Origin of the sequence: Streptomyces sp. NPDC093261, from assembly GCF_044753645.1 — a bacterium.
Lineage (GTDB): Bacteria > Actinomycetota > Actinomycetes > Streptomycetales > Streptomycetaceae > Streptomyces.
Window position 1 is genome coordinate 348328 of sequence record NZ_JBIVNO010000004.1, and the last position, 26319, is coordinate 374646.

Genomic DNA, 26319 nt, shown 5'->3' on the forward strand with positions numbered 1-26319 from the left:
CCCGGCACAGCACCCGAGTAGCGAGCCACGGAGAACCATGCGTCACAGGATCCTGGTCGTGGAGGACGACCACGCACTGCAGGATGTGCTGCTGCGCGGACTGCGGGACGAGGAGTACGACACCGTGGCCGCCCCGGACGGCGCGACCGCGCTGCGGCTGGCCGGCGACGACGTCTCCGCGACCATCCTCGACATCGGGCTGCCGGACGCCGACGGGCGGGATGTGTGTCAGGCGATCCGGGCCAACGGGTTCGCCGGACCCGTCATCTTCCTGACGGCCCATCACCGGCTCACGGACCGGCTCTCCGGGTTCTCCGCGGGCGGCGACGACTATCTGGCCAAGCCCTTCCACCTCGCCGAACTCACCGCCCGGCTGCGGGCGGCGCTCAAGCGGACCGCCCCCCGTCCGGCCCCCGTCGGGGACCTGGTCCTGGACGCCGTCCGGCACGACGTGACCGTGCACGGCAGACATGTCGATCTGACGCCGACGGAGTTCCGTCTCCTCGCGGCTCTGACGGCGGCTTCCGGGGACATCGTGCGCCGGCGCGAGCTGGTCCGGGCGGGCTGGCCCGAGGGCGCCCAGGTCAGCGACAACACGCTGGACCAGTATCTGAGCCGGCTGCGCCGCAAGCTGCGGGAGGCGGGCAGCGGGCGGACGATCGGCACCGCACGCGGCATCGGCCACCGGCTGTCATGAGAACCGGGTCCACCCGGCCGAGGTCACCTTTCGCCCGGCCGGCGTCACTCCTCGCCCGGCTGGAACCGCGCACCCTGCGGGGCCGTCTCTCTCTGGTCGCGCTCACCACGGCCGCGCTCATCATGGTGATCCTCACCGTCGTCTTCAACACCGTGGTACGACAGCACCTCCAGCGTCAGGCGGACGACGAACTGCGCACCCGGGCGGCGGCGGTCGCCACGACGATCGACACCAGGGGCCCCCGGGTGCGCGTCCTGGAGAACTCCAACGACGCGCTCCTCGATGCCGATGCATGGATCTACGCCGGTGCCCGTCTGCTCGAACAGCCCTCCTCCCCCTGGGCGCGCGGGCCGCTGACCCGGGTCGCGAACGCCCTGGTGGCCCGGGGCGGCCCCGGCTGCGTCACCGTCGAGGACCACGGCCACGGGCTTGTCCGGCTGTGCGCCCGGCCCCTGCCGAGGGGTGCGGGAGAGCGCGCGGCCACGGTGGTCACCGCCCTGGACCTGTCGCCGTACCGGAGTTCGGCGGACACGCTGCTGCTGGGGTCGCTCGTCCTGGACACCGTGATGCTCGTGTGCACCTACGCGCTCACCCGTCTGGCGGTGGGCCGAGCCCTGTGGCCCGTGCGCACGATGACGGACCAGGCCACACAGTGGGGTGCCGTGGCCTCCGGGGAGCGGTTCGGCACGGTCCCGCGGCCGACCGAACTCGCCCTCCTGGGAGGCTCGTTGGATGCCCTCCTCGACCGCATCCGGGCGGTGCTGCGCCATGAGCGGCAGCTGACCGCCGAGTTGTCGCACGAGCTGCGCACACCGCTCAGCCGGATCGTCGCCGAACTGGACTGGTGGCAGGCCCGGCCGCGCACGGACGCCGAGACCAGGGCCACCCACGCGGTGATCGCCGACGCCGCCCAGTCGATGCGCACCATCTGCGACACCCTTCTCGACGACGCCCGGGAGGGCGCGTCCGCGGCTCCCGGCACGACCCGGCTGCTGCCGGCACTGCGGCACCTCGCCGCGGGCCTCGACCACCCGGCCGGGGTGACGGCCGAGGTCCGCGCGGAGGACGAGCGGCTGGAGGCGGGCGTCCAGGACGCGCTGCTCGAACGGATCGTCAGCCCGCTGCTCGCCAATGCCCTGCGGTACGCCCGGGCGCACATCACCGTGGAGGCCCGGCGTACCACCGACGGCGTACGCATCGATGTCATGGACGATGGCCCCGGGGTGCCGGAGTCGTTCGCCGGGCGGCTCTTCCAGCCGGGACAGCGGGCCGACCCGCACGACGGGCACGGCGGGGCGGGCCTGGGGCTGCCGCTGGCGCGACGACTGGCCCGCTCGGTCGGCGGCGAGGTGCACCACGATCCCGGGCAGGGCCCCGGCGCACGGTTCGTGGTCAGCCTGCCTGCTGGGTGACCGGCTCCCTCCCGCCGGCGTCCGGCGCGAGCGCGGTACCCCGCCTGCGTTCCCGGAAGTGGGCGTAGGCCATGAGACCGAACAGGATCGCGAGGAGCACGGCGGACGAGCCCGGGGTGCCGAGGTCCAGTCCGCCCTTGGCGACCGGCTTGGTGAGGAAGTCACCGGCGGTGGCACCGAGCGGGCGGGTGAGGACGAAGGCGATCCAGAACAGCAGCACATTGGGCACCGAGGGCACCCGCGTCAAGGCCACGAGCACCAGCAGCAGGCCGGTCACGAGCAGTGCCCCGCCCGCGTAGCCGAGGCCGGAGCTGTCGGAGAGGAAGTCGCCCATGGAGGTGCCGAGCGTGTTGGAGACGAGGATCGCCGACCAGAACAAAGCCTCGCCGCGGAAGCTGACGATGTCACGGATCCGGAACGTCATCCCGGTCAGCTTCCAGATCCCGAAGATGACGAGCAGGACCGAGATGAGGAGGGTGGCGCCGGCGGGGTAGCCGAGCCCCAGGCCCTGCGGTCCCCAGCCGAGCGAGGTGGCGCCGTTCGACAGGTACTCGGCGCCGGCGTCACGGTTCATGAAGTCGGACATGGTGGTGCCGGCCATGCTGGTCGACAGGATGACGGTCCAGTAGAAGAAGGGGTTGTAGCGGGCGGAGCGCAGCTGGACGACCAGGGTCACCGCGAAGACCAGGAGCAGCGCGATCGTGGTGAGGAAATAGCCCAGCCTGAGGGTCTGGGCGAGCAGGTCGCCCGCGGTCTCGCCCAGCGTCGTCGCCGCGACCTTCATGATCCAGAAGGCGAGGGTGACCTCCGGGAGCTTCTTCACCACGCTCTTTCGTGCCTCTTGTCGCGCCTCTGCGCTGTCGGGACCGGTGCGGGTCTCGGACTTCTCCATGGGCGGACACTCCTGTTCGTGCGACGACGCAGGGCGCTCGTCCATGGCGAGCGCCCTGCACGGACGGTGGGGACGGCCGCGCGCGACGGCCGCGTCGGTGTCCGACCCTGTCAGTGGTGCCCTGAATTGATCCTGAACGTATGACGAGCCGTCATACGGCGTGTTCCGTGGGGGTTTCGGTCTCGGTGACGTCCGTGCGGGTCACGGAGAGGCGGATGACCAGGCCGAGGATGACCGCGGGGAACAGTGCGCCGGTCACCACGGTCCCAGGCCGAGGCCGCCGTCGCCGGTCGGCTGGGAGAGGTAATCACCCGTCGAGGCGCCCAGCGGACGGGTGAGGACGTACGCGATCCGGAAGCTGCACACGGCGCTCAGGCCGAGGCCGAAGCGGGCCACCGCCACTCATGGGACCGGACGCTGCCACCGGGAACCTGAACTCGTTCTGACTGCCGCCCGGCTCCTCGCCGGATCACAGTGCCCTGCGGCGTACGAGCAGGCCGAGGACCAGCAGACCGGGGACGAGCGGCAGCCACACCGTCAGCAGCCGGTAGCCGATGACCACGGAGGCCGCCGCGCTGCCGGGGACTCCGGCGAGAGTGAGCGCGAGTGCCAGCGCGGCGTCGAGGGAGCCGATGCCGCCGGGGGTGGGCAGCAGGACGGCCGCGCTGCTCGCCGCGAGGTAGGCCAGCGCCAGCCGCTCCGGTGGCAGGGGCAGGCCGAGCGCGCGGCTGACGGCGATGACCACCAGCGCGTGCAGCGTGGCGAAGGCCAGGGACCCGCCCCACAGGGCGGCCGCCCGGGCGGGCAGCCGGTGCACGGCCCGTACGTCCGCCGACACGGCCCGCACGGCACGGCGCAGCGGTCCGGACAGGAGCAGCAGCGAAAGCGCGGCGATCGACAGCAGCGCCGCCGTCACCACGGTCGGGGAGACGCGCGGCAGCCGTAGCAGCCCGGGTCCGGCGAGGGCGAGGAGGGCGATCAGTGCGCCGCGGGCCACGGCCCCGGCGGTGGCCTTGACCGCGAGCGCGGTCGCCGAGCGGGGCACGGACAGTCCGCAGCGGGTCAGAAAGCGCAGGTTGACGGCGCCCGCGCCGACGCCCGCGGGCAGCACATGGTTGGCGGCGGAGGCGGCGAACTGCGCCGCCACCAGCCGTCGGCCGGGCAGCGCCTCGGCCACCGCGCCCTGCTGGGCGATGGCCGAGCAGGCCCAGGTCGACGCGGCGGCGGTCGCCCCGAGCAGCAGCCAGCCCGGGTCGGCGCCCGCGAGCCGGGCGGCGCCGGCCTCGATCACGGGCCAGTGGCGCCAGGCCAGCGGCGCGGTGCATACGAGCACCACCAGGGTGACGGCGGCGTGCCAGGAGGCGCGTACCGGCAGGGGCCTGGTCCGGGCGGGCGCCGCCGCCGGGGCGTCGGGGACCGCCTGCCTGGTCGTGGGCGGCGTCATCGGTGTCCGCCCGCGGGCGTCGGGGCACTGGTCCTCGGTGCGATGTACAGGCGGATGCCATCGAAGGAGTGGGCGGTCCAGCCATGGGCGTACCCCGGCGGACGGCCCGTCGGGGTGCCCAGATAGGCGACGGGCATGCGCTGTGCGGTGCGCGTGATGACGGCGGCGGTGCTGTTGGCGTTGCTGCCGCTGGTCGCCGCCGAGGAGCAGCCGGCGTAGAAGGCGATCGGGACGGACTCGTTCCCGGTCAGCAGACAGGGCGGCCGGACGCCGAGCCGGTGCAGTTCGGCGGCGGTGCGGGACCAGCCGTGGCGGTCGGTGTCGGTGCGGGCCACCGTGCGGTGCAGGATCGTGAACTGCACCGCCAGATGGCCGGCCAGCCCGAGCGCCACGAGCGCCCCCATGAGGGGCCGCCACCGGCCGTCCGGTGCGGTGACCAGCTCGAGGAGGGCATCGGCGACCGGGATCGCGAGGAGGGCGTAGGCGGGGAGCAGGAAGCGGGGCGCGGCGTATCCGATCAGGAAGAGGTAGGGGAAGGCCGCGGTCGCCGCGCAGGCCAGCGGCACCAGGGTGCGGGCCGGGCGCCGGTCCCCGATCGCGACGAACGCCGCGAGACCGGCGAGCAGCGGCAGCGCGAACCACCAGGCGGTGACCGCGGGGTTGGGCAGAGGGCCGGTGCACGGGCGGCACAGGGATCGTCCGGCGAGACTGCGCAGCTGGTCCGCGACGGCGATGTCCCAGCCCAGGCCGCCCTGGATCCGGGAGCCCTCGGACAGGCGCCGCAGCAGTCCCCCGTAGTCGGCGGCATACGCCTCGGCGACCCACTCGGCCGCCCCGACGACCAGCCCGGCCACCAGTGCGAACAGCAGTGCGGCGCGCCGCCATCGGCGGAGGAACACCACAAGCACCAGCAGGGGTGTCGTGATCCACAGGGCGTCCGTGGGCCGCATCCACGCCATGAGCGCGGCGCTCACGGCGACCCCCCACACGGCCGGCTGGTCGGTGCTGTCGGCATGGGCGCGCAGAAAGCAGCCGGCACCGGCCAGGGCGCCGATCGCGACCCAGTAGTTGGGCATGACCTGCGGGCCGTAGAACAGGGTGACCCACAGACTCGCGAACAGGGCGCCGCCGAGCGCGAGCACCCGGACCGGGAACAGACCCCGCCAGGCGCGCAGGGCGGCGTACAGGGCGGTCCCGGACAGCACCGCCAGATAGACCCGGAGCAGTGCGGTGGACGAGGACCACAGGGTGACGGGCGCGACCAGCAGGGGTATGCCCCGGGCACGCGGCGCGCTGAAGTACGCGGCGGGGGCGTGGGCGCTGACCTGGCTGACGTACACCGTCTCGTCCCAGCCGAGACCCATCCCCGGCCGTACGAGGACGAGCTGGGCCAGGGTGAAGGCGCCCGCCACCACGGCGATCAGGCGCGGGCCGCGGTCGCGCCACGAGGTGCCGGCGACCGACGGTCCGGCGGTCCGGCGGACTCCCGCGAGCGTGATGTTCGAGCTGTTGGCCACGGCTCACCCCTCACTTCCCTACAGACTGTAGGGACCTCACACCCTACAAGCCGTAGGGTCGACGGCGTGAGTCGCGAATGAAGTCGGCACAACACGGACAAGTTAACCCGGGTGGCGGGGCGTTGCAGGGCGAACCGGCGCGCCACACCGGTCAGAGTGGATCGCACTGAGCCGAACGGGTGATCCGGGCGCCCGCCCGGCGACCCCCCACCGCCGGTGCAGGCCACTTCCCTACGCGCTGTAAGGTTGCGGGCATGGCTGGCAGAGGCCCCCAGGGCAGGGCGGAACGGCGCAACGCCGGCGAGCTGGAGAGCGAGGTGCTCGCCACGCTGTGGGCCACCGAGCGGACCCTCACCCCCGCCGAGATCCAGGCCGAGATCGGCGGCGGCCTCGCCTACAACACCGTGCACACCATTCTGAAGCGCCTCTACGACAAGGGACTTGTGCTGCGCGACGTGGACGGGCGGCGCGGCGCGTACCGGGCCGCCAAGAACGCGGCCCAGCTCACCGCCGAGGCCATGCACGAGGCCCTGAACCGCGGGCCCGACCCGATCGCCACGCTCCAGCAGTTCGTGACCGGACTGAGCCCCGAGGAGGAGCAGGCCCTGCGCGATCTCCTGGGCGGGGGTGCGCACCGGCATCCGAACGGGGACGCCGCATGAAGATCGACGTCTACCTCCCGATCCTGCTCTCGCTGCTGCTGGCCGTGGTCGGTCCGGCGGTCGGCCGGCGGGTGGCGCCCGCGCTCGCGGCCCGGGTGCTGACCGCCTCCGCCGTGTTCACGGCGGCCGCCACCACCTGGTCGCTGCTCCTGCTCGCCGTCACGCTGATCGACCGGGCCCCGCCCATCGTGGCGGACGCCCGCGACGACGGCCGCGGGCTGCCCGATCCGGTCCCGGAGGCGGTCGCCCTGGCCGCCGCCCTCACCCTCGTCCTGGTCGCCCTGCGCGTCTACCGCACCGCCCGCGCCGAGCGCCACACCCGCCGCGCGCTGCGCCGCCTGTGCGCCGGGCATCCGCCGGACACCGAACTGGTCGTCGCCGCCTCACCCGTACCCCAGGCGTTCGCCATCCCCGGCAGCGGCGGCGCACCGGGCCGGATCCTGGTCACCTCGGCGATGCTCAGCGCCCTCGAACCCGCAGAGCGCCGTGTTCTGCTGGCCCATGAGCGCGCCCACCTTCACCACCGGCACGCAACTCTGGTGACGGCGCTGACGCTCGCCACCGCGGCCGACCCGCTCCTCGCTCCCGTCCGCAACACGGTCACGTTCCTGATCGAACGCTGGGCGGACGAGCAGGCGGCCGACGCGGTCGGCGACCGCTCCACCACGGCCCGGGCCCTCGCGCGCGCCGCGCTGAGCGCAGGTCGCCGGGCACCGGCGTGCGCCCTGCACTTCACCGACCGCGCGGTCAGCCGCCGTATCGCCGCCCTCCAGGTCGCTCCCCCGCCGCACCTGTGGCCGCTCGCCGCGACGACGCTGGCGCTCGGGGCCCTGCCGGCGCTGGGCGCCGCGGATGCCACCGGGGATCTGCTGCACCTGCTCACCCACGTGTTCAGGTGACCCGGCGGCGACACATCGGGCGCGAGGCGTGCCGCCGGGCCCTCCGGCCGCCCGGAAGAAGCCGGCCAAGGAGGCGGGGGAAACCCTGGACGCCTGGGAGAAGGCGGCCGCGCCTACCTCAAGGTCGCCCCGACACCGGCGTCGTACGCCCGCGAGACCCGCGCCTACCGCGAGGCGGCCCCCGCGCTGGAGCGGGACAGCGTGCCACGGTTGCTGGAGACCGACGCACACCACCGGGCCTGCTGCTGACCGCGGTCCCCGGCCGCCCCGTGGGGGCCCTCGTCCTCACCCCGGCCGCCGGCGTGCCCTGCACCGCCGCGCGGGCGCATGGCCGCGCCGCTTCCACGGCGACGCCCGGGACCTCACCGCCCGGGACCGCGCCGAGGCGGCGGACGAGATCGAACGCGTCGTACTCGACACCGAGACACGCCTCGAACACGCCGGTGACCTGGCCCGGCTCCGAGGGGAACGTCGCCTGAGGGCACAGAACACGGTCCGGGCGCGCTCCGGCACCGTACCGCGGTGGCCGCCCCGATGCCCGTGCCTCCGCCGGTCACGATGACAACTCGCTTGTCGCTCACTGCCGTTCAGGCCCCCGCTCCAAGATCGCGAACGGGGTCGATCCTACAGAGGGCCGTGCGCCCGGGCGCCCCGGCACCTGTTAAGGCCCCGCACGGCGCGGGGCCGCGTGCCCGAGCCGAGACGTACATGCCCGGCCTTTGCCGGGACTGCTGCGGCCGTGTCAGTGCGCGCTGTCGTCACCGTGACTGCGCACGATCTCCTTGACCTTGGCCACCGCGAACCCCCAGCCCTGCTCGACTGTCGGCTTGGCGGGCACCGCGACCTCGTCCGGGTTGGTGAGCACGTCGAGCAGTACGGGCCCCGGGGTGTCGAAGGCACGGCGTACGGCCTTCTCCAGTTCCGCCGGGTCGGTCACGCGGATCCCGGGGAGGCCCATGGCCGTGGCAACGGCGGCGAAGTCAGGATTGTCCAGGACGGTGCCGAACTCCGGGAGCCCGGCCTGTTCCTGTTCGAGCTTGACCATGCCCAACCGCCGGTTGTCGAAGACGACGAGCTTCACGGGCAGCCGGTGCGTCCTGAGTGTCATGAGGTCACCGAGGAGCATGCTCAGCCCGCCGTCTCCGCAGAAGGCCACGACCTGACGCTCCCGGTCCAGGCACTGGGCGCCCAGCGCCTGCGGCATCGCGTTGGCCATCGAGCCGAGGTTGTAGGAACCGATCAGCCGCCGCTCGTCGCGCATCTCGACGAACCGTGAGAGCCACACCGTAGCCATGCCCGTGTCTGACGTGAAGACGGCGTCGTCGTCGGCCAGCCGGTCCACCACGGCCGCCAGTGCTTCCGGGCGGATGTCGTGGGTGCGGTTGTCGAGCGAGGAGCGGACACGGCCGATCAGGCCCTTGTCGTGCGCCGGGTCGGCGAGCCGGGCCTGACCCTCGCGCCAGTGCCGGAAACGCGCACGCGCCTGCTCCAGATGCGTGCGGTCCCGCGCGCCTTCGGTCCCGGCGGGCGGCGCCGCGAGGTGCGTGAGGAGGTCCCGGACGGTGGCGCCCGTGTCGCCGACGAGGCCGAGGTCGACGGGTACGCGCCGCCCGATGTGGGCGGCCTCGGTGTCCACCTGGATCACGGTCTTCCCTTCCGGATACCAGTCCCGGTAGGGGAAGTCGGTGCCGAGGAGCAGCAGGGTGCCCGCGTCCTGCAGGGCCGCCGCGGCCGCCGGGTTGCCGATCAGCCCCGTCTGGCCGACCTGGAACGGGTTGGCATCGCCCTCGAAGCCCTCCTTGGCCTTCAGCGTGAGGACCATCGGCGCGGCCAGCCGGTCGGCCAGGGCGAGCACATCCTTGCGAGCGGCATGGGCACCCCTCCCGACGAGTAGGGTGACCCGTTCGGCCTGATCGAGGAGTTCGGCCGCTTTCCGCACGGCGGACTCCTCCGGCCGGCTCACCGGAGGGTTCAGCGAGAAGCGCGCCGCACGGTCCGTGCTCACCTCCCGCTCCCCCAGGTCGCCGGGAATCGTCAGGACGGCCACGCCCTTGCGGCCCAGTGCGCCGCGCACCGCCGTCTCCAGCATCTGCGGCAGCTGGTCGGGCGAGGTGATGGTGGCGCGGAAGACGGCCACGTCGTTGAAGAGGGCGTCGTTGTCCACTTCCTGGAAGTAGTCACTGCCGAGCTCGGCGAGCGGTACCTGGCCGGCGATCGCGAGGACCGGGGCGTGGCTCTTCGCCGCGTCGTACAGTCCGTTCAGCAAGTGCACCGAACCGGGTCCGACCGTGCCCATGCAGACGCCGAGGGTGCCGGTGAGCTGCGCCTGGGCGCTCGCGGCGAACGCCGCGGCCTCCTCGTGCCGGCAGCCGAGCCATTCCAGTCCCTCGGTGGTACGCACGGCATCCGTGAGGGGATTGAGCGCGTCCCCCACGACGCCGAACACCTGACGCACACCCAGTTCACTCAGCGCGTCAACGATGACGCGGGCGACGGTACGAGCCACGAGAACCTCCAGATCACACGGTGAAACGGTCGGGGTCGGCGGCCTTCCAGTCGGCCGCCCAGGATGCCGGGGGCTCGGCGAGCAACTGCCCCGGCTCCAGCCACTCGTACAGCTCCGCGTACGAACGCTCGGTGTGCGGGTCGATGCGCCGCCGGAGCATGTGGGGACGCAGCTCCGCGGGATCGGTGACGCCCATGGACGCCATGATCTGCAGAGCGCTGGCGACGGTCGCCTGCTGGAAGCGCCGCACGCGCGGGGTCTTGTCCCGCACGTCAAGGGCACGGGCGCGGCGGGGATCCTGGGTCGTGACACCCGTGGGGCAGGCGTTGGTATGGCACCTCTGGGCCTGGATGCAGCCTACGGCGAACATCATCGCCCGTGCGGCGTTGCCGTAGTCGGCGCCCTGCACGAGGCGTTTCACCAGGTCGGTTCCGGTGGCGATCTTGCCGCTCGCCCCCACCCTGACCCGGTCGCGCAGACCGGCGCCGACCAGGGCGTTGTGCACGGTGACAAGGCCCTCCGTGAGTGGAGCGCCCACATGGTCGGCGAACTCCAGGGGCGCCGCACCCGTCCCGCCCTCGGCGCCGTCCACGACAATGAAGTCGGGAGCGGTCCCCTCCTCCAGCATCGCCTTGCAGACGGCGAGAAACTGCCGGCGCGAACCGACACACAGTTTGAAGCCGGTCGGCTTGCCGCCCGCCAGTTCCCGCATCCGCGCGATGAAACGCACCAGCTCACGTGGGGTGGAGAACACCCGGTGGTACGGCGGCGAGATCACCGTCCGCCCCTCGGGAACGTCTCGCACCCTCGCTATCTCGGCATTCACCTTCGCACCCGGCAGAACCCCGCCAATGCCCGGCTTGGCGCCCTGCGAGATCTTGAGTGACACACACTTGACGTGATCGTGCGCGGCCTTGTCGGCGAACTCGGCGGGATCGAAGTCGCCATCGCGGGTCCGGCAGCCGAAGTATCCGGTGCCTATCTCCCAGATCAGGTCTCCGCCCGGCCGCAGGTGGTACTCGGACAGGCCGCCTTCGCCGGTGTCGTGGGCGAAACCCCCGGCGGCGGCACCGCCGTTGAGGGCGAGGACCGCGTTGGCCGACAGCGAGCCGAAGCTCATCGCCGACACGTTCAGCAAGGCCATGTCGTAGGGACGGCTGCAGTCGGGGCCGCCGATCCGCACCCGCGGAGGCGTCTTCGGCACCGGACACGGAGCCATCGACGGGACCAGGAACTCGTAGCCGGGCAGGTACACGTCCCGTTCGGTGCCGTAGGGCTGTTCGGCGTCCGTGCCTTTCGCCCGCTCGTAGACGATGTCGCGGACATCCCGGTCGAAGGGACGACCGTCGAAGTTCCGCTCGATGAAGTACTGCTGCAACTCCGGACGGATCCGCTCCAGCAGGAACCGGGCATGCCCCAGAACGGGGTAGTTTCGCAGCACCGAATGCCGACGCTGCAGCAGATCCCAGGCACCCACGAGCCCCAGGAACATGACCGGTACGGCGCCGAACCACCACCACGGCGATGCACCCATCGCGGCGGCGAGCGCCAGCATGCCGGCAACCAGAGTCAGGACGACGATTGCAATGCGTTTCACCCCTCGCTGATTGCCCCGTGGCCGCGTCCCAGTCCTGCGGTTTCTTCAAGAAGGTCTCAAGTGCGCACCTCGAAGACAACGCCCGGCCCGTCGGCGCCTGCCCCGAAGTCCGCGCCACCGCTCCTGCGACGCGCCCGGTCGAGAGCGCGGGCTCGGCTCGATTTCCGGTCGTCAGCGGCGGCCCTCGAGCACCTCACGATCGTGAATTCGGATCCTCGTCAGCGCCCGTGACATCAGTCGTCCCCATGAATGCGGCCACAGCGGGCAAGTGAAAACACGACAGAAACGATCAGTAACCGGAAATCCGACCTCACCGCACAGGAAAGGCCATGGTGATCCCGCTCAGGAATCAGGCGGTGGATGAGCACGACCCGGCAGCGCCCCTGCGTTACGGCGCCGCCTGGGGCAGCGAAGGGACATCCATCGCAGACGCCCGGCACGCCGTTCGCACGTTGCTTCGCCGGGCAGGACACCACTTTGACCGCCAGCCGAGTCAGGACGCCCAGATCGTCGTCAGCGAACTCGTCACCAACGCACTGCGCCACGCACCCGGCCCCGGCCAACTTTTCCTGGAAGTCATTCCCGAGAACAGCCTGCTGCGGGTCACCGTCCACGACAGCTCACCCTGGCAGCCGCGCCTGCTTGTCCCCGACCCGTACCGCATCGGGGGACGCGGCCTGCACTTGATCACCCGGCTTTGCGGACGGTTCCACACCGTCCCGCTCGACGTCGGCAAACAGGTCACAACCGAGCTCAGCCTGCGCAAACGCCGTTAGGAGCCGCATCGCCCAACGGCACGGGCCGCGCCGCCGGGGGCAGACACCGCAGGAGGCCGCGCGGGTTCCCTCGTGCCTGCCCGCCCGGCATAGGGGAGGCCCCTTTCGACAGGGGAGGCCCCTTTCGGCTTTTTCGACGGCATCACCGGCCCCAGGTTCCCGGACCGCAGTGGGTGGAGCGTCAGCCCCTCGCCGTATGACCGGACGTGCCGGTGTTCCAGTCCAGGCGCAGGACCGCGAGATCGTCGGTGTGACGGTCCGCGTTGAGCGCGCGGGTGCGGGCGATGAGCTGGTCGAGGTGGGTGCCGGGATCCGGCGTGTGCAGTGTGTCGATGATGCGCAGCAGGCCATCCACTCCGAGCCGGGCGCCCGTACTGTCCGCGAAGCCCTCGATGAGACCGTCGGTGTACGCGATGAGCGCGCCGTCGGCGGGCAGAGCCAGCGTGGTGGCGGGCCAGTTGCCCAGCCCGGGTGCGATGCCCAGCGCGATCCCGTGGGCGGCGCCGACCTGCCGCGTGCCGTCGGAGGTGACGATGAGGGGTTCGTGATGGCCGGCCAGGTGCAGGGTGAGGGTGGCGGCCTTGGGGTCCAGGGTGATGAGAGTGCAGGTGGTGAACAGGTCGCTGCCTGCGCGTTCGGCGATGTGTATCTGTTCCAGCAGGTGGAGCAGCTGCTGGTCGCGGTGACCACCCAGTGTGAGGGCGCGCCAGGCTATGCGGAGGCAGACGCCGAGCGCGGCGGCGTCGGGCCCGTGGCCGCTGACGTCTCCGATGATCGCGTGGACCTGGTCGTCGTCCGTCTGGACGACGTCGAGGAAGTCTCCGCCCAGCAGGGCCTGGGCCCGTCCGGGGTAGTAGCGGCTGGAGGCGGTGACGGCGGCGGAGGAGGACAACAGGGGCTCCGGCAGCAGCCCGCGTTCCAGACGTGCGTTCTCCTCCGCGCGCAGGCGCCCGATCTGGAGGGCGGCGTTGGCGCGCTCGGCCTGCTTGCGCTGGACGGCGTAGCGGACGGCGCGCTGCATCAGGTCCGGTTCGACCTTGCCCTTGATCAGGTAGTCCTGGGCACCGGCGGCGAGGGCGTCGACGCCCGCGCGGGGTTCCTCCAGGCCGGTCAGGACGATGATGGCGGCGTGTGTGTCCGCCTGGATCGCCTGTACCGTCTCCACGCCGGACGCGTCGGGCAGGTGCAGGTCGAGCAGGACACAGTCGACGGGGCCCGCCGTGAGCGCCCGGCGCGCTTCGGCGGCCGTGCGGCAGCGCGTCAGGGTATGCGGCAGATCGGTGTCGTAGAGGAGCTCCTCGACCAGGAGAGCGTCTCCGTCGTCGTCCTCCACCAGCAGCACGTCATACTGTTCGGCGCGGCCTGCGGCTGGAGCGGTCACGGCTGTGTCTCTCTGTCCGGAGCCGCCGGCGCGGCCGCGACGGCGGGAAGGCTGAAGACCACGCGGGTGCCGAGCCTGTAGTCGGGGTCGATCTTGATCGCGCCGCCGTGGAACTCCACGACCTTTTTGCACATCGCCAGGCCGATGCCGGTGCCCGGATAAGCGTCCTTGGTGTGCAGTCGTTGGAAGAGGATGAAGACCTTCTGCTGGAACTCGGGCGCGATGCCGATGCCGTTGTCGGTCACCGTGAGCTCCCACACCCCCTCGTCGCACACGGCACTGATGTGAATACGAGGCGGCTGGTCGGGACTGCGGAACTTGATCGCGTTGGACAGCAGGTTCTGCCACAGCATGCCCAGCTGGGTCGCGTCCCCCACGACGGTGGGCAGCGCGTCGTGAGTGATCTCGGCGCCGGTCTCCTCGACGCTCATGCTGAGGTCGTCCAGCGTCCTGCTTACCAACTCCTCCAGGTCCACGGTCTGGTGGTCGTTGTGAACGCGGCCGACCCGGGAGAAGGCCAGCAGGTCGTTGATCAGCGTCTGCATGCGGTTGGCGCCGTCGACGGCGAAGCCGATGTACTGATCGGCCTTCGCGTCCAGCCGGCCGCCGTAGCGACGTTGCAGCAGCTGGGTGAAGCTGGACACCTTGCGCAGCGGTTCCTGCAGGTCGTGCGAGGCGACGTAGGCGAACTGCTCCAGTTCCGCGTTCGAGCGCTTCAGGTCCTCCGCCTGCTCGTCCAGCAGCCTGCGGGCCGCCTCACTGAACCGCAGTTCCTCCACCAGCCGCAGGCGCATGGAGTCCACGTCGGAGGCCAGCTGCCGCAGGTCGGCGGGACCGGTGCCGACGAGGGAACGGTCGAAACGGCCCCGCGCGACGTCACGGGCGGCCGAGCCGAGCCCGCTGAGCGGACCGGTGACACCGCGCCGCAGTGCCTCGAAGACGAGCACCGCCACCAGGGCGATGACGACCGCGATGACGGCGCACATCCAGTTCCGCAGTGTCACCGCCTGCCGCAACTCACGAGTGGCCGCCACCCGCTCGTCCTGCAGATGGGCCTGCTGACGTCCCATCGCGCGCCGCAGCGCGTCGAACGCGGCCTTGCCCTCGGCAGCCCGCGCCGTAGTGATCTGCACAGCCGCCTCGGGTGGAGCCGCCGAGATGGGCTGGGCTATTCGCTCCTGCCAGGCGTCGGCCAGTTTCTCCACATCGGCCAGGTCGGCGAGAGCCCGGCCGTCGTCGCGGAGCAGGGGCCGCAGCCGCTTGAGCGCCGCCTTCTCGTCGGCCGCGCCCTGCGCGTAAGGCTCCAGGAAGTCCTGTCGGCCGGACAGACCGTAGCCGCGGATGCCGGTCTCCTGGTTGACCAGAGCCTCCTCCACCCGCATCGACTCGATCAAGGCCGGAGAGCGCCGGTCCACCAACGAGGTCGTGATCTGCGAGGTGCGCCACACGGCCCAGCCGCCGAGTGACCCCAATACCGCGAGAACGACCAAGGTGCCGGCTACCCCTGCCCGCAGCCAACGACGGGTGGTCCAGCCGGCGAACGGGCCCACGGTGTCCGACGGTCTGCTTGTCATCGCGGTGAGCTTCCTTCCTCGGCCGACCGCCCGGGCCGCATCGCAGCGCGCGGCAAGCACACTGTACCTGCGGCCCGACAACGCATGTTGTCCCGTCCTGGATCAACGCTTTAGAGTGGTGCCATGCCTGGTCCACCCTCCACCTCTCGTCCTGCGGGCGGGGAGACGGCCGCGCTGGTGACTCAGGTGGTGGACGAACTCACCCGGCGGCTTACGCAGGAGACCGCCCACCCGCCGGCAGAACCCATCGACAAGGCCGACGAGTCCCGTCGGCATGCCCTGCTGCGGCTGCGCGTCCTCGCCAACGTCAAGCAGGCCGTACGGCGCCTGGAGGACCAGGCCGCCCACGCCGCTGCCGCGAGCGGAGCCGGCTACCCCGAGATCGGCCAGGCCGTCGGCATGAGCCGCCAAGGAGCCCGGCGCCGCTGGCCCGGGCTGATCACCAACAGCACGGACCACCCGACCCATCGCCCCACACCTCGGAGCTCGTGAATCATGGCTGCCGCCGCAACCCGCCCCTACGACGTGCTGCTGGTCGAAGACGACGTCGCTGACGCGATGCTCATCCAGGATGCCCTCGCCGAGCGCGGTACTCGTAACCTCACCCGGGTCTCCGACGGCATCGAGGCCCTGGAGTATCTGCGCGACCCGGACAACGAGCGCCCTGACCTGATCGTGCTCGACCTCAACATGCCGCGTATGAACGGCCGCGAGTTCCTGGCGGTGGTGAAGGAGGACGCCGACCTGCGGACCATCCCGGTCGTCGTACTGACCACGTCCGCCGCTCCCGACGACGTCAGCGGAGCGTACCGCCACCATGCCAACGCCTACGTCACCAAGCCGGTCAACCTCGAGCAATTCGAGGCGGCGGTCCGCAGCATCGACGCCTTCTACCTCGACATCGCCGTCAAGCCCCCCAAGGACTAGTTTCCGGTCGAAAAGCGTCACCTGATCCGGTTCTTCTCCGGTGGAGGCAGCGGCGGGCGACGGCCTGGCGCCGTCTGCGCCAGGCCGACCGGTTCAGTGTGGTCCCAAGCCGTCAGTCGGTGGTGAGCATGCCTTCGCGCAGGCGGGCCAGGAGGCGGGAGATCAGCCGGGAGACGTGCATCTGGGAGACACCGAGACGTTCGCCGATCTGGGCCTGGGTGAGTTCCTCGACGAACCGCCAGTGGATGATCTTGCGGTCACGTTCGTCGAGCTCGGCGATCATCGGGGCGAGGGCGTGGAAGTCCTCGATCAGGCCGAGGGCGGCGTCCTCGTCGCCGATGAAGTCCGCCAGCGCGGCCTCGCCGTCCTCGCTGCCGTTGATCGCCGCGTCCAGAGAGGCCGACTTGTAGCCGTTGGAGGCCAGCTGCGCCTCGACGACCTCGTCCTCCGGGAGGCTCATCAGCTCGGCAAGCTCTTTGGTCGTCGGTGTCCGGCCCATGCGGCTGCGCAGTTCCTCGTTGGCGCGGGCGAGTTGGACGCGGGCTTCCTGGAGCCGGCGCGGGACGTGCACGGCCCAGGAGGTGTCGCGGAAGAACCGCTTGATCTCGCCGATGATGTAGGGGACGGCGAAGGAGGTGAACTCCACCTCGCGGGACAGCTCGAACCGGTCGATCGCCTTGATCAAGCCGATCATGCCGACCTGGACGATGTCCTCCATCTCCTCCGGCCCCCGGCTGCGGAACCGGCCGGCCGCGTAGCGGACCAGCGACATGTTCATCTCGATCAGCGTGTTGCGCGCGTACTGATACTCCGGCGTGCCCTCCTCCAGCACCGCCAACTGGTCGAAGAACAGCTTCGACAACTCCCGCGCGTCCTTCGGCGCGACCTTGGAAGGATCCGCGATCTCCGGAACGTCCACCGTCTGCTCGGCAGTCCGCACGGTCGTCGTCGCCATGTTTGCGCCCTTCCCAGTCGATCGGCCTCGTCTGCGCCGGCCCTTGGGCCGGCAAGCACGCGCATACCCGGGCTGGCGAGCGGTATTCCTCGAACTTCTTCCGGTTTCCGCTCGACTCACCTCGGCTCCGGACGACTCCTTCCCGTCCAGGGTCCAGGGCGCGGCCACGGCGGGGATCCGGTGGGCAGGTGTTCGTGCGGCATCGGCGGGCCTGGGTGCGGCTGACGGTGAACATCATCGCCCGCGGTACACGTCCCGTTCGGTGACCCAGGGGTGCACCCCGGACCGACGTTCCCGGTTCGCCAGGTCTGACCTGGGCGAACCGGGGCAACCGTGCTGGTGCAGCTATGTATTGCACCGAAAACCGAGGTGAGCCATGACGCAGGATCTGACCCCCAAGTACACGGTTCCCGGCATCGAGCGCGAGGCGGCCGGCCGACTGATCGGTCTGCTCCGGCTGCGCCTGCACGCGCTCAACGATCTGCATCTGACGCTCAAGCATGTGCACTGGAACGTGGTCGGGCCGCACTTCATCGCCGTCCACGAGATGATCGACCCCCAGGTGGACCGGGTCCGGGACATGGCCGACGACGTGGCAGAGCGCATCGCCGCGCTCGGCGGCGTCGCGCAGGGCACGCCGGGGACGCTCGTCGCCGAGCGCACCTGGGACGACTACTCCATCGGCCGGGCCGACGCGATCGCCCATCTCGGTGCGCTCGACCTCGTCTACACGGGAGTGGTCGAGGGCGTCCGTGCCGCGATCAAGGAGGCGGGGGACATCGACACTGCCACCGAGGACCTGCTCATCGAGCAGCTGCGCGACCTGGAGCAGTTCCAGTGGTTCGTGCGGGCCCACCTGGAGAGTGCGGGCGGCACTCTCGCCACCGGGCAGGCCCGGACCGAGGAGGAGGCCGCGGCCAAGGGAGCCGAACTGGGCTGAGCGCCCCCACACCGCCGGCCGGCGGCCGGGACCCTTGCCCCGCGGGTCAGGCCCGCCCGCCGGCCGGTGAGGGCGAGCACTCTGCGGGGCCGGGTCGCCGGTCTCCCCGCGAGCCAGGACCCGGACAACGTCCTCGACGCAGAGGACGCAGGCCCCAACGCACGGGGCCCTGCCAGGTCAACCGACCTTTCGCGCGGGCTCCAGGATCGCCACGCACTCCACGTGATGGGTCATCGGAAACACGTCACAAGGTGTGTGGACGGGGGAATCTGCAAGTCACATGGGGTTTTCCGGCCTTGGGCACGGGCTTGAGGCGGCCGGAGCGTCAAATGAGCGTCATGTCTGACGGACTTTTTCTCCTCCTTTGGCCAGTACACCGGGCTGTCCGCGTTTCTGATCCCCGTGGCCGTCATTTTGCTGCTCGGGCGGTAGGTCAGCTGCTGGAAGCGCTGCGGGATGCCCGGCGCAGCGCTCGCCACCGGGCCGCCCGGGCCGACCCGGCGGGCCGGTGATGAGGCTGGACATCAGGACCGACTAGTCGCCGAGTTTCACCTCGTGCACATCGGCGTCCGCCCCCGGAAGCCTGCCCGGGTGTGGCTCAGGCGTCGATGATGACGGGGATGATGAGGGGCTTGCGGCGGTAGGTGCGGAACGCCCAGTTCGCCACGGCGCGGGCGAGGAGTTGTTCGAGTTGGCGCGCGTCCCCGACACCTTCCTCGGCTGCGGTGGCCAGGGTCTTCTCGATGACGGGGATGACCGGCTCGAAGGTGGCGTCGTCGTGCACGAAGCCCCGGGCCAGGAAGTCCGGGGCCTCGGCGAGCGCGCCGGTGTCCGCGTCGACGATCGCCACCACCGTCACCACGCCTTCGGCGGCGAGGGTGAGGCGGTCCTTGAGGGACGCTTCGGTGGCGCCGCCGACCTCCATGCCGTCCACGTAGACGTTGCCGGCGGGGACCTTGCCCGTGATGGAGGCGCGCCCATCGACCAGGTCGACGACGACACCGTCCTCGGCGATGACGACCCGTTCGGGGTCGACACCGGTACGGATGGCGAGGTCGCCGTTGGCCCGCAGGTGGCGCCATTCACCGTGCACGGGCATGACGTTGCGGGGCTTGACGATGTTGTAGCAGTAGACGAGTTCGCCGGCGCTGGCGTGCCCGGAGACGTGCACCTTGGCGTTGCCCTTGTGGACCACGTGGGCGCCCCACCGGGTCAGTCCGTTGATCACCCGGTAGATGGCGTTCTCGTTGCCGGGGATGAGGGAGCTGGCGAGCAGGACGGTGTCGTCCTTGCCGATGCGGATCACGTGGTCGCGGTTGGCCATCCGTGACAGCGCGGCCATCGGTTCGCCCTGGGAGCCGGTGCACACCAGAGTGATCTTGTGGTCCGGGAGCTTCTCCAGCTCCTTCGTGCTCACGACCAGACCGGAGGGGACCTTCAGATAGCCCAGGTCACGGGCGATGCCCATGTTGCGGACCATCGAACGGCCGACGAAGGCGACCTTGCGGCCGTGCTGGTGGGCGGCGTCCAGGACCTGCTGGATGCGGTGCACGTGGCTGGCGAAGCTGGAGACGATGACCCGGCGCGGCGCGGTGCGCATCACCTGCTCGATCGCCGGGTTCAGCTCACGCTCGGAGGTGGTGAAGCCGGGTACTTCGGCGTTGGTCGAGTCGGTGAGGAACAGGTCCACGCCCTCCTCGCCGAGGCGGGCGAAGGCGCGCAGATCGGTGATGCGGTCGTCGAGAGGGAACTGGTCCATCTTGAAGTCGCCGGTGTGCAGCACCATCCCGGCCCGGGTACGGATCGCAACCGCGAGGCTGTCGGGAATGGAGTGGTTGACCGCCACGAACTCGCAGTCGAAGGGCCCGAAGCCACGCCGGTCGCCCTCCCGCACCCGCACCGTCCGCGGCCGGATGCCGTGTTCCTTGAGCTTGGCCTCCAGGAACGCAAGCGTCAGCTTGGAGCCGACGACGGGGATGCCGGACCGCTCCCGCAGCAGGTACGGCACGCCGCCGATGTGGTCCTCGTGGCCGTGGGTGAGGACCACGGCGACGATGTCGTCCAGCCGGTCCCGGATCGAGGTGAAGTCCGGCAGGATCACGTCCACCCCGGGCTGGGTCTCCTCGGGGAACAGCACGCCGCAGTCGACGATGAGCAGCTTGCCCGCGTGCTCGAAGACGGTCATGTTGCGGCCGATCTCCCCCAGGCCGCCCAGGGCGATGACCCGCAGCCCACCTTCGGGAAGAGGCGGCGGGGCTTTCAGCTCGGGATGCGGATGACTCATACCCTGACGGTACCCGGAGAGCGGGACAGGGTGATCCATTACCTCCTCCCGACAGGGTCGGGGCACCACAACGGTGTCCGGGGACGACTCTTCTTCCGGGGGACGCGTCGGGGGGCCCGGGCGCCGTACTGGGACCCGGGCCCCGAGCTTTCAACACCATCTACCGGCACACCGTGCCGGCCTTCCTTTTTCGCAGGTGCCGCCTGGGAGGGCGGGGCTGCGGGGATCGCGGATGCGTGACCGGGGACCACCTTCTGGCCGATCTTGCCGGGCTTGGGGCGCGGTTCGCGGGCGTCCGCGCGCCGCTGGCCGGCGTGCGGACGGTAGGACCAGCCGCCGCCTGACATGAGCCCGTGGTTGCGGCGGATCTCCCGGCCTACGGTGGAGGGACTGCGGGCAGCTCGGCCGCGATGGCCCGGACGAACGCCTTCTCCCGGAGCCGGTCAGCGAGGTGGATGCGGTCGGCCTCGGTGAGGTAGCGCGACGGGTCGATGGGTTCCTCAGGGCGAGCCGGGGGTTCGGGTGCTTGCCAGGGCAGCCCCGTGTCCACGCTGGGCGGGGCTGCCCTGTACCAAACTTCCGCGTTCCCTATTCCAAGATCCACGAGCCGAAGGTATTCCTCCCACTCAGGGTCCAACCTCCTGGGCCCCTGAGGCCGCAGATCCTTCCGGATCTCGAAGTCCATCGCACCCCTTGGACTGGGGTGTTGCGACGACCACTAGAACGGAAGCGTGCCGGTGGGGCCTCACTGCGTGCTGTGGGTCGGTGAGTCAGTGGTCGGAGTAGCTGAAGTCGCCCACGGTCCAGGCACTGACGTCCTCGATCGCGACGCGGTACATCCCGCCTGTCTCCGGGATCCCCACCGTACCCTGCAGGATCCGGGCGACGTGGAAATGCAGGTGCGTGGGCGGTCCGTCCTTCCTCGCGGGGGTGTCGAAGACGGCGGAGAACTCGCCCAGGTCGGCGGAGTCCGTCAGCACCTCAGACACCCTCTGCCTCCACATGGCTTCCGGAGCCAGCCGACCGGTGATGACAGCACCACTGGTGACCACGGTCAGGGACATTTGATTGCTCTGCCCGGACTCCACAAGGGCAGCTATCGCAACGAGCAGCTCGTCAAGCTTCGGCATGGGATCGGATTCTATGCACCGGCCCGCCCGAGCGGCTTGGACGATGGCGCAACCGGGCGAGACGGGCGCATACGGCTCCCCTGGTGCCGCACTACAGGCCGGGGGTGCGCATGTGCGGCGGCTGCGAGCCAGGGCGTGCTTCGAGGCATTGGTCTGCTGCCGTTCGGCTTCCGCAGGGTCTTCGATGACCGCATCCGGGTCACCCGGCACGCAGAGATGATTCTCGTGTCCGAACGGCTCCCCCGTCAGTAGGCGGCGAGGGAGATGGCGATGTAGTGCGCGGTGAAGGCCGCCACGGTCAAGGCGTGGAACACCTCGTGGAAGCCGAACCAGCGGGGCGAGGGGGCGGGGCGTTGGACGGCGTAGACCACCGCGCCGCACGAGACGGCCGCCGCCGTCGGTCGGTTGACTGTCCGACCTGTGAGGTGCCCGCCGGAACACCTGCGGCACCCGCGGCGGCAAGGTCGCCCGCAAATATCACACCCCGCGCTTCATGCTCGTCCCCCAGCCCCGCGCCGAACTCGAAGTCCGCACCCCCGCCGACCGCGGCCCCGACCGCGCCTGGGAGAAGGGCCCGACCATCGACGCGGCGGTGCCCGAGGCCGCGACGAAGCCCACGAGGGTGAGGTATGCCCGTTGCAGTACGGCCCGGCCAGGGCGTGTACGACCCCTCGGGGCACGGGGCCGCGCTGTTCGCGTTCTTCGCCGGCATGGCGGAGTCCGAGCGGGAGTACATCCGGGAGAAGTCCCTCGAAGGACAGGCGTCCGCCCGCGAGCGCGGCCGTCACGGCGGACGCCCGAAGGTCGTCGACGACGACATGGCCACCTACGCCCGTGGCCTGCGCGCCAAAGGGGTGCCCGTGCCGCAGATCGCGAGCAAGCTCGTCATCACCTCGGGCAAGAACAAGGGCGAACACCCCTCGGTCGCCACCGACTACCGCATCCTCGCCGAAGGTGATGACGCATGACCCCTGGCCGGTGACCACCAAGCCGCCTGTCAGAATCGGGCCGGTGACCACTGCCGACGCCGCCCGCAGCACCCTGCTCCGCAGGGGCTTCGCCCTGGAATACGCCACGCTCGCCTGGAACGTCGTCGGGATCGTGGTGCTCGCCCTCGCGGCGATCTCCGCCAGGTCCGTGGCGCTGGCCGGGTTCGGCCTGGACTCCCTGATCGAAATCGGTGCCTCAACCGTGGTGATCTGGGAACTGTCCGGGACCGGCGAGGCCCGCCAGCGCCGCGCGCTGAAGCTGATCGGTATCGGCTTCGCGCTCCTGGCCGTCTATCTGGTGGTGCAATCCACCTGGGTGCTGGCCGTCGACTACCGCCCCCACCACTCACCACTGGGCATCGGATGGACGGCCATCACCGCGGCCGTGATGTTCGCCCTCGCTGCGGGCAAAGCTCGCACCGGCACCGCGCTGGACAACCCGGTCCTCAAGACCGAGGGCCGGGTGACACTCATCGACGGGCTGCTGGCCGCCGCAGTCCTGCTCGGTCTGGTCCTCAACGCCGCCTTCGGCTTCTGGTGGGCCGACCCCGCCGCGGGGTACGTGCTCGTCTACTACGCCATCCGCGAGGTACGGTCGGTCTTCGCCGCCCAGCACTGACCAACCTCCCCCTCACATTCAAAGGCCGTCATGGCGGCACGCCCTGTCCGGTCGCCGCCCGACTCGAGTCACGGACCGCACAGTCCACCCCCTCGCCCACGACCTGACGCACCATCAGAGCGAGCGTCACATGAGCGTCGGAACTGCCTGGCGCGGACCCTGCGAAGACCGAGAGCGCCACGCGCCCACCTTCTCCTTACTGATCGAAGCCGCAGGTCAGGGGCGTACGTCCGGCACACGACCCGCTCCACGTCATGCGCCCACCGAAAACATGTCGACGCGACCGGCCCGGACCCTGGGAAACCAGGGAAACAGCAGGTCAGAGCCCCTTTGCGGCAGGCTCCAAAACAGCCACGCACTCCATGTGCGACGTCATGGAAATCACGTCACAGGAACCCGGAGCCGAAACAACCGCAGGTCAGATCGGGGGTTGCGGCTGCACCGACCACCCTTGCGGATGTCTGGAACGTCAAACGAGCTTCGTGACGACACGACGGTGATCGCTCGAGTGACGTCCACAGCGAAGACTGTGCGGCTGGCGTCGCGGTGTCGGTGGGCTCGGTCCAGGCAGACTGCTGGAGTGCCGCGGTGCCGGCCGGGAATGTGGTTGTTCGGGCCCGCCCAGCGCCCGTGACGTTCTGTCTTCATGGTCCAGTGGGAGATTCGGCGTGATACTCGACGGCATACCGGCACCCCCTGCGCGCGACACCGCGCCTGACGCAGCAGCGCGCAAGCAGCGCCTACGCCGTCGCCTGGAGCGACTGATCGGCGTGGCCGCCACCGAAGGCAATGACCTGGTGCCCCTGCGCAATGGTGATGAGATCTTCCCCGCGATGCTCGGGGCGATCCGTTCGGCTCGGCATACCGTCGACATGATGACGTTCGTGTATTGGCGGGGTCAGATCGCCCACGACTTCGCCGTCACTTTGGCCGACCGCGCCCGCGCGGGGGTGCGCGTGCGACTGCTGCTCGACGGCTTCGGCGCCAAGGAGATCGAGCGGCGGCTGCTGGACCTCATGAGCGCCGCGGGCGTGCAGGTGGCCTGGTTCCGCAAACCCGTGTGGCTGTCACCGTTCAAACAGAACCACCGTTGCCACCGCAAGGCCCTCATCGTCGACGAACACACCGCCTTCACCGGCGGCGTCGGCATCGCGGAGGAATGGAGCGGCAACGCCCGCAACCCTGCCGAGTGGCGCGACACCCACGTCCAGGTGCGCGGCCCGGCCGTGGACGGCATCGCCGCCGCGTTCGCGCAGAACTGGGCCGAGTGTCATGACGAACTCTTCGATGACCGCGACCGTTTCACGGAACACCCGCAGGCCGGCTCGTCGGTGGTGCAGGTCGTGCGCGGCTCCGCAAGCATCGGCTGGCAGGACATGCAAACCCTCATCCGGGTCATGCTCACCTCCGCCGAGGAACGCTTCCGGCTGGCCACCGCCTACTTCGCCCCTGACGCCTACTTCATCGACCTGCTGTGCCAGACCGCACGGCGCGGCGTGCGTGTCGAGATCCTGCTGCCCGGCCCCCACACCGACCAGCGCGCCTGCCAGCTCGCCGGTCAACACCACTACACGCGTCTGCTGCAGGCCGGCGTGCACATCCGCCAGTACCAGCCGACCATGATGCACGCCAAGATCATCACCGTGGACTCGGTCGCCTCTCTCATCGGATCCACCAATTTCAACCGCCGGTCCATGGACCACGACGAAGAAGTGATGCTCGCCGTCCTGGACGAGGAGTTCACTGCCTCCCTCGACCGCGACTACGAGGCGGACCTGCGCCACAGCGTGGGCATCGAGCTCACTCGATGGAGACGACGGGCAGTGCTGCAACGCGCCAAGGAAGCCGCCGTCACCCCGATCCGGCGCTTCCTGTGAGCCGACCGGCACCCCGGCACAATGGCGAACCGCAGGATCCGCACGAGCCAACCAGCGCCGCACGCGTGAAGCGAAGGCACGCCGTACCCGCGGTCCCACAGACCGATCGTCCTCCCGGCGGCACGCGAAAGCCGCTCACCGGGGCGGTTCCAGGGCCGGTCGGCGGGCTCGGCCACAGGTAGGCGGCCCCTCGCGACCCTGCCGCAGAACGAGACGCAGCGCACTGCGAGTTGCCGCATCTGGCCGCTGAGAACCGGAAACGGCTTCGGTCACCGGTGGACACATTGCCGCGACGGCCCGCCACATGGTCGTCCGCAACCTGCTCACCGCGGTCCATGCCCAGGTCTGTCAGGTCAAACCGGCCCGCACGGGCGGCGTTGAGGGCGGGGCGCGTACAAGAAGCCGGCCTCGGGGTACAGGAGTCCGGGAGGAGAAGGCTCCCCGCCCCTGCCCGGCTCTGAGCCGCTCTCCGCATCCAGGTATCGAAGCACTGTTACGTCTCCCCAGGGTCAGGCTTCGAACGGAAGCCGAAGCTGAAAGGCAACGGGAGGTCCGTACGGGCGTGGTCGGGGCTGCGACGGATCAGCTCGGCCGCGGTCGCTTTCTACCTGGCAACCTCGGTAGCCGCGTCCCGGTCGCCGGCCACTGCGTCCGGGAGTCGCGCCGCGGGACCTCCGCACGCCGCCGCAGCCCGGCTGGGCGCACGGCCGCCGGTAAGGCCGGCGACGGGGACACGGCAGGAGGTCGCGGGTTCCATCGCGCGTGCGTGTCCCGCCCCCGACTGCACCACGCCTACCCTGCTGCCGTTTGGGACGCCTATGGGCTGTATAGCCTGTTACGTACCAGGTCGCCTCACGTCCGGCATGCGCACGGGGCCCGGCCGTCATATCGGCCGGACCCCGTGATGAAGGCGCGCTGCGGGTCAGATCACCATCGGTACCAACGACCTCGGCCGCCACCGGCGGTGGTCGAGCGCATGACGAAGCCGAGAAGCCACAGCACCAGGACGGCGACAGCGACCCACCAGAGGATCTTGATGGCGAAGCCGGCACCGAAGAGGAGCAGTGCAGGAAGCAGAACGGCGCGGCGAGTGTGGAGGCGGACCGCACCACGCAGCCGCGGGGCCCGGCCCGATCGGCAGGACCTCGCAAGAGTGAGGCACTACACCCGACATCTCCCCCGCTCCGCAGGACGCCCGGCTGCCGTCCGGCTGCCGGGCCCCCGACCGTCAGACGGTGCTG

General features: G+C 70.7%; 23 protein-coding genes and 2 pseudogenes. 11 read left to right on the top strand and 14 right to left on the bottom strand.

All coding sequences use genetic code 11. The annotated features are described in order from the left end of the window. Nucleotides 1-37: 37 nt before the first annotated feature. Nucleotides 38-697: a response regulator transcription factor gene (locus ACIP94_RS13145; RefSeq protein ID WP_402423824.1), complete on the top strand. Its 660-nt coding sequence runs from the start codon at nt 38-40 to the stop codon at nt 695-697. Next, nucleotides 694-2109, top strand: coding sequence for a sensor histidine kinase (locus ACIP94_RS13150; RefSeq protein WP_402423827.1), 1416 nt, complete (start codon nt 694-696; stop codon nt 2107-2109). The genes ACIP94_RS13145 and ACIP94_RS13150 overlap by 4 nt, the downstream gene beginning before the upstream one ends. Here ACIP94_RS13150 and ACIP94_RS13155 read toward each other — a convergent pair. The 4 genes and pseudogenes from ACIP94_RS13155 to ACIP94_RS13170 all read right to left on the bottom strand — a co-directional run bounded on the left by ACIP94_RS13155 (nt 2090) and on the right by ACIP94_RS13170 (nt 5962). Beyond that, entirely contained in the window at nt 2090-3001 is a 912-nt protein-coding gene (locus tag ACIP94_RS13155) for a hypothetical protein (protein ID WP_402423830.1), read from the bottom strand. The genes ACIP94_RS13150 and ACIP94_RS13155 overlap by 20 nt on opposite strands. Before the next feature lie 151 nt (nt 3002-3152). Beyond that, nucleotides 3153-3403, bottom strand: a pseudogene (locus ACIP94_RS13160) (hypothetical protein); the annotation flags it as partial. Nucleotides 3404-3470: 67 nt separating this feature from the next. Next, nucleotides 3471-4445 (bottom strand): lysylphosphatidylglycerol synthase domain-containing protein, encoded by a 975-nt coding sequence (locus tag ACIP94_RS13165; RefSeq protein WP_402423833.1) that lies wholly within the window; start codon nt 4443-4445, stop codon nt 3471-3473. Continuing rightward, entirely contained in the window at nt 4442-5962 is a 1521-nt protein-coding gene (locus ACIP94_RS13170) for a hypothetical protein (RefSeq protein WP_402423836.1), read from the bottom strand. Before ACIP94_RS13170 ends, ACIP94_RS13165 begins: the two co-directional genes overlap by 4 nt. A gap of 254 nt (nt 5963-6216) precedes the next feature. Here ACIP94_RS13170 and ACIP94_RS13175 point away from each other — a divergent pair, with 254 nt between their 5' ends. Continuing rightward, nucleotides 6217-6624 (top strand): BlaI/MecI/CopY family transcriptional regulator, encoded by a 408-nt coding sequence (locus ACIP94_RS13175; protein WP_402423839.1) that lies wholly within the window; start codon nt 6217-6219, stop codon nt 6622-6624. Next, entirely contained in the window at nt 6621-7523 is a 903-nt protein-coding gene (locus tag ACIP94_RS13180) for a M56 family metallopeptidase (RefSeq protein ID WP_402423842.1), read from the top strand. Before ACIP94_RS13175 ends, ACIP94_RS13180 begins: the two co-directional genes overlap by 4 nt. 742 nt (nt 7524-8265) lie before the next feature. Here the strand turns inward: ACIP94_RS13180 and ACIP94_RS13185 are convergent. Together ACIP94_RS13185 and ACIP94_RS13190 are read right to left on the bottom strand one after the other, a co-directional pair. Further along, nucleotides 8266-10029 carry a thiamine pyrophosphate-dependent enzyme gene (locus tag ACIP94_RS13185; RefSeq protein WP_402423845.1) on the bottom strand — a complete coding sequence of 588 codons (1764 nt, stop codon included), beginning with the start codon at nt 10027-10029 and terminating at the stop codon, nt 8266-8268. A gap of 13 nt (nt 10030-10042) precedes the next feature. Further along, a complete protein-coding gene (locus tag ACIP94_RS13190) occupies nt 10043-11626 on the bottom strand; it encodes an FMN-binding glutamate synthase family protein (RefSeq protein ID WP_402423848.1) in 1584 nt (527 codons plus the stop codon). Nucleotides 11627-11955: 329 nt separating this feature from the next. Between ACIP94_RS13190 and ACIP94_RS13195 the strand changes: the two genes are divergently transcribed. Next, on the top strand, nt 11956-12402 hold the full coding sequence (locus ACIP94_RS13195) for an ATP-binding protein (RefSeq protein WP_402423850.1): 447 nt from the start codon (nt 11956-11958) through the stop codon (nt 12400-12402). 181 nt (nt 12403-12583) lie between these two features. Here the strand turns inward: ACIP94_RS13195 and ACIP94_RS13200 are convergent, their stop codons facing one another. After that, nucleotides 12584-13783 (bottom strand): PP2C family protein-serine/threonine phosphatase, encoded by a 1200-nt coding sequence (locus tag ACIP94_RS13200; RefSeq protein WP_402423853.1) that lies wholly within the window; start codon nt 13781-13783, stop codon nt 12584-12586. Continuing rightward, nucleotides 13780-15357, bottom strand: coding sequence for an ATP-binding protein (locus tag ACIP94_RS13205; RefSeq protein ID WP_402423856.1), 1578 nt, complete (start codon nt 15355-15357; stop codon nt 13780-13782). Before ACIP94_RS13205 ends, ACIP94_RS13200 begins: the two co-directional genes overlap by 4 nt. Nucleotides 15358-15480: 123 nt before the next feature. Between ACIP94_RS13205 and ACIP94_RS13210 the strand changes: the two genes are divergently transcribed. Together ACIP94_RS13210 and ACIP94_RS13215 are read left to right on the top strand one after the other, a co-directional pair. After that, nucleotides 15481-15849, top strand: a complete 369-nt coding sequence (locus ACIP94_RS13210; protein WP_402423859.1) for a hypothetical protein — start codon at nt 15481-15483, stop codon at nt 15847-15849. A gap of 3 nt (nt 15850-15852) precedes the next feature. Further along, the gene (locus ACIP94_RS13215; protein ID WP_402423862.1) at nt 15853-16284 is read left to right on the top strand and encodes a response regulator; all 432 of its coding nucleotides are present in this window, start codon (nt 15853-15855) and stop codon (nt 16282-16284) included. A gap of 112 nt (nt 16285-16396) precedes the next feature. On the opposite strand, the gene ACIP94_RS13220 is transcribed toward ACIP94_RS13215, so the two are convergent. After that, nucleotides 16397-17239 (bottom strand): RNA polymerase sigma factor SigF, encoded by an 843-nt coding sequence (locus ACIP94_RS13220; protein ID WP_402423865.1) that lies wholly within the window; start codon nt 17237-17239, stop codon nt 16397-16399. A gap of 376 nt (nt 17240-17615) precedes the next feature. On the opposite strand from ACIP94_RS13220, the gene dps reads away from it, so the two are divergent. Continuing rightward, nucleotides 17616-18179, top strand: coding sequence for a DNA starvation/stationary phase protection protein Dps (dps, locus tag ACIP94_RS13225; RefSeq protein ID WP_402423868.1), 564 nt, complete (start codon nt 17616-17618; stop codon nt 18177-18179). A gap of 598 nt (nt 18180-18777) precedes the next feature. On the opposite strand, the gene ACIP94_RS13230 is transcribed toward dps, so the two are convergent. The 4 genes and pseudogenes from ACIP94_RS13230 to ACIP94_RS13245 form a co-directional block, all read right to left on the bottom strand. Beyond that, complete coding sequence (locus ACIP94_RS13230; RefSeq protein WP_402423871.1) at nt 18778-20463, bottom strand: ribonuclease J; 1686 nt, start codon at nt 20461-20463, stop codon at nt 18778-18780. Nucleotides 20464-20839: 376 nt separating this feature from the next. Continuing rightward, entirely contained in the window at nt 20840-21148 is a 309-nt protein-coding gene (locus ACIP94_RS13235) for a hypothetical protein (RefSeq protein WP_402423874.1), read from the bottom strand. A gap of 85 nt (nt 21149-21233) precedes the next feature. Continuing rightward, nucleotides 21234-21593 carry a hypothetical protein gene (locus tag ACIP94_RS13240; protein ID WP_352086624.1) on the bottom strand — a complete coding sequence of 120 codons (360 nt, stop codon included), beginning with the start codon at nt 21591-21593 and terminating at the stop codon, nt 21234-21236. 245 nt (nt 21594-21838) lie between these two features. Beyond that, a pseudogene (locus tag ACIP94_RS13245) lies at nt 21839-21976 on the bottom strand (hemolysin III family protein); the annotation flags it as partial. A 246-nt stretch (nt 21977-22222) separates the two neighbouring features. On the opposite strand from ACIP94_RS13245, the gene ACIP94_RS13250 reads away from it, so the two are divergent. The 3 genes from ACIP94_RS13250 (at nt 22223) to ACIP94_RS13260 (ending at nt 25078) form a co-directional block, all read left to right on the top strand. Then, nucleotides 22223-22561, top strand: coding sequence for a hypothetical protein (locus ACIP94_RS13250; protein WP_402423878.1), 339 nt, complete (start codon nt 22223-22225; stop codon nt 22559-22561). Nucleotides 22562-22604: 43 nt separating this feature from the next. Continuing rightward, nucleotides 22605-23201 carry a cation transporter gene (locus ACIP94_RS13255; protein ID WP_402423880.1) on the top strand — a complete coding sequence of 199 codons (597 nt, stop codon included), beginning with the start codon at nt 22605-22607 and terminating at the stop codon, nt 23199-23201. Between the two features lie 668 nt (nt 23202-23869). Next, nucleotides 23870-25078, top strand: coding sequence for a phosphatidylserine/phosphatidylglycerophosphate/cardiolipin synthase family protein (locus ACIP94_RS13260; protein WP_402423883.1), 1209 nt, complete (start codon nt 23870-23872; stop codon nt 25076-25078). A 927-nt stretch (nt 25079-26005) separates the two neighbouring features. On the opposite strand, the gene ACIP94_RS13265 is transcribed toward ACIP94_RS13260, so the two are convergent. Then, nucleotides 26006-26194, bottom strand: coding sequence for a hydrophobic protein (locus ACIP94_RS13265; protein WP_402424278.1), 189 nt, complete (start codon nt 26192-26194; stop codon nt 26006-26008). Nucleotides 26195-26319 lie beyond the last annotated feature (125 nt).

What these genes read in the sequence shown, in the direction of transcription:
- ACIP94_RS13145 (WP_402423824.1), top strand. Translation starts at nt 38, where the DNA reads ATGCGTCACAGGATCCTGGTCGTGGAGGACGACCACGCACTGCAGGAT.
- ACIP94_RS13150 (WP_402423827.1), top strand. Translation starts at nt 694, where the DNA reads ATGAGAACCGGGTCCACCCGGCCGAGGTCACCTTTCGCCCGGCCGGCG.
- ACIP94_RS13155 (WP_402423830.1), bottom strand. Translation starts at nt 3,001, where the DNA reads ATGGAGAAGTCCGAGACCCGCACCGGTCCCGACAGCGCAGAGGCGCGA.
- ACIP94_RS13165 (WP_402423833.1), bottom strand. Translation starts at nt 4,445, where the DNA reads ATGACGCCGCCCACGACCAGGCAGGCGGTCCCCGACGCCCCGGCGGCG.
- ACIP94_RS13175 (WP_402423839.1), top strand. Translation starts at nt 6,217, where the DNA reads ATGGCTGGCAGAGGCCCCCAGGGCAGGGCGGAACGGCGCAACGCCGGC.
- ACIP94_RS13180 (WP_402423842.1), top strand. Translation starts at nt 6,621, where the DNA reads ATGAAGATCGACGTCTACCTCCCGATCCTGCTCTCGCTGCTGCTGGCC.
- ACIP94_RS13195 (WP_402423850.1), top strand. Translation starts at nt 11,956, where the DNA reads ATGGTGATCCCGCTCAGGAATCAGGCGGTGGATGAGCACGACCCGGCA.
- ACIP94_RS13205 (WP_402423856.1), bottom strand. Translation starts at nt 15,357, where the DNA reads ATGACAAGCAGACCGTCGGACACCGTGGGCCCGTTCGCCGGCTGGACC.
- ACIP94_RS13210 (WP_402423859.1), top strand. Translation starts at nt 15,481, where the DNA reads ATGCCTGGTCCACCCTCCACCTCTCGTCCTGCGGGCGGGGAGACGGCC.
- ACIP94_RS13215 (WP_402423862.1), top strand. Translation starts at nt 15,853, where the DNA reads ATGGCTGCCGCCGCAACCCGCCCCTACGACGTGCTGCTGGTCGAAGAC.
- ACIP94_RS13220 (WP_402423865.1), bottom strand. Translation starts at nt 17,239, where the DNA reads ATGGCGACGACGACCGTGCGGACTGCCGAGCAGACGGTGGACGTTCCG.
- dps (WP_402423868.1), top strand. Translation starts at nt 17,616, where the DNA reads ATGACGCAGGATCTGACCCCCAAGTACACGGTTCCCGGCATCGAGCGC.
- ACIP94_RS13230 (WP_402423871.1), bottom strand. Translation starts at nt 20,463, where the DNA reads ATGAGTCATCCGCATCCCGAGCTGAAAGCCCCGCCGCCTCTTCCCGAA.
- ACIP94_RS13235 (WP_402423874.1), bottom strand. Translation starts at nt 21,148, where the DNA reads ATGGACTTCGAGATCCGGAAGGATCTGCGGCCTCAGGGGCCCAGGAGG.
- ACIP94_RS13240 (WP_352086624.1), bottom strand. Translation starts at nt 21,593, where the DNA reads ATGCCGAAGCTTGACGAGCTGCTCGTTGCGATAGCTGCCCTTGTGGAG.
- ACIP94_RS13250 (WP_402423878.1), top strand. Translation starts at nt 22,223, where the DNA reads ATGCCCGTTGCAGTACGGCCCGGCCAGGGCGTGTACGACCCCTCGGGG.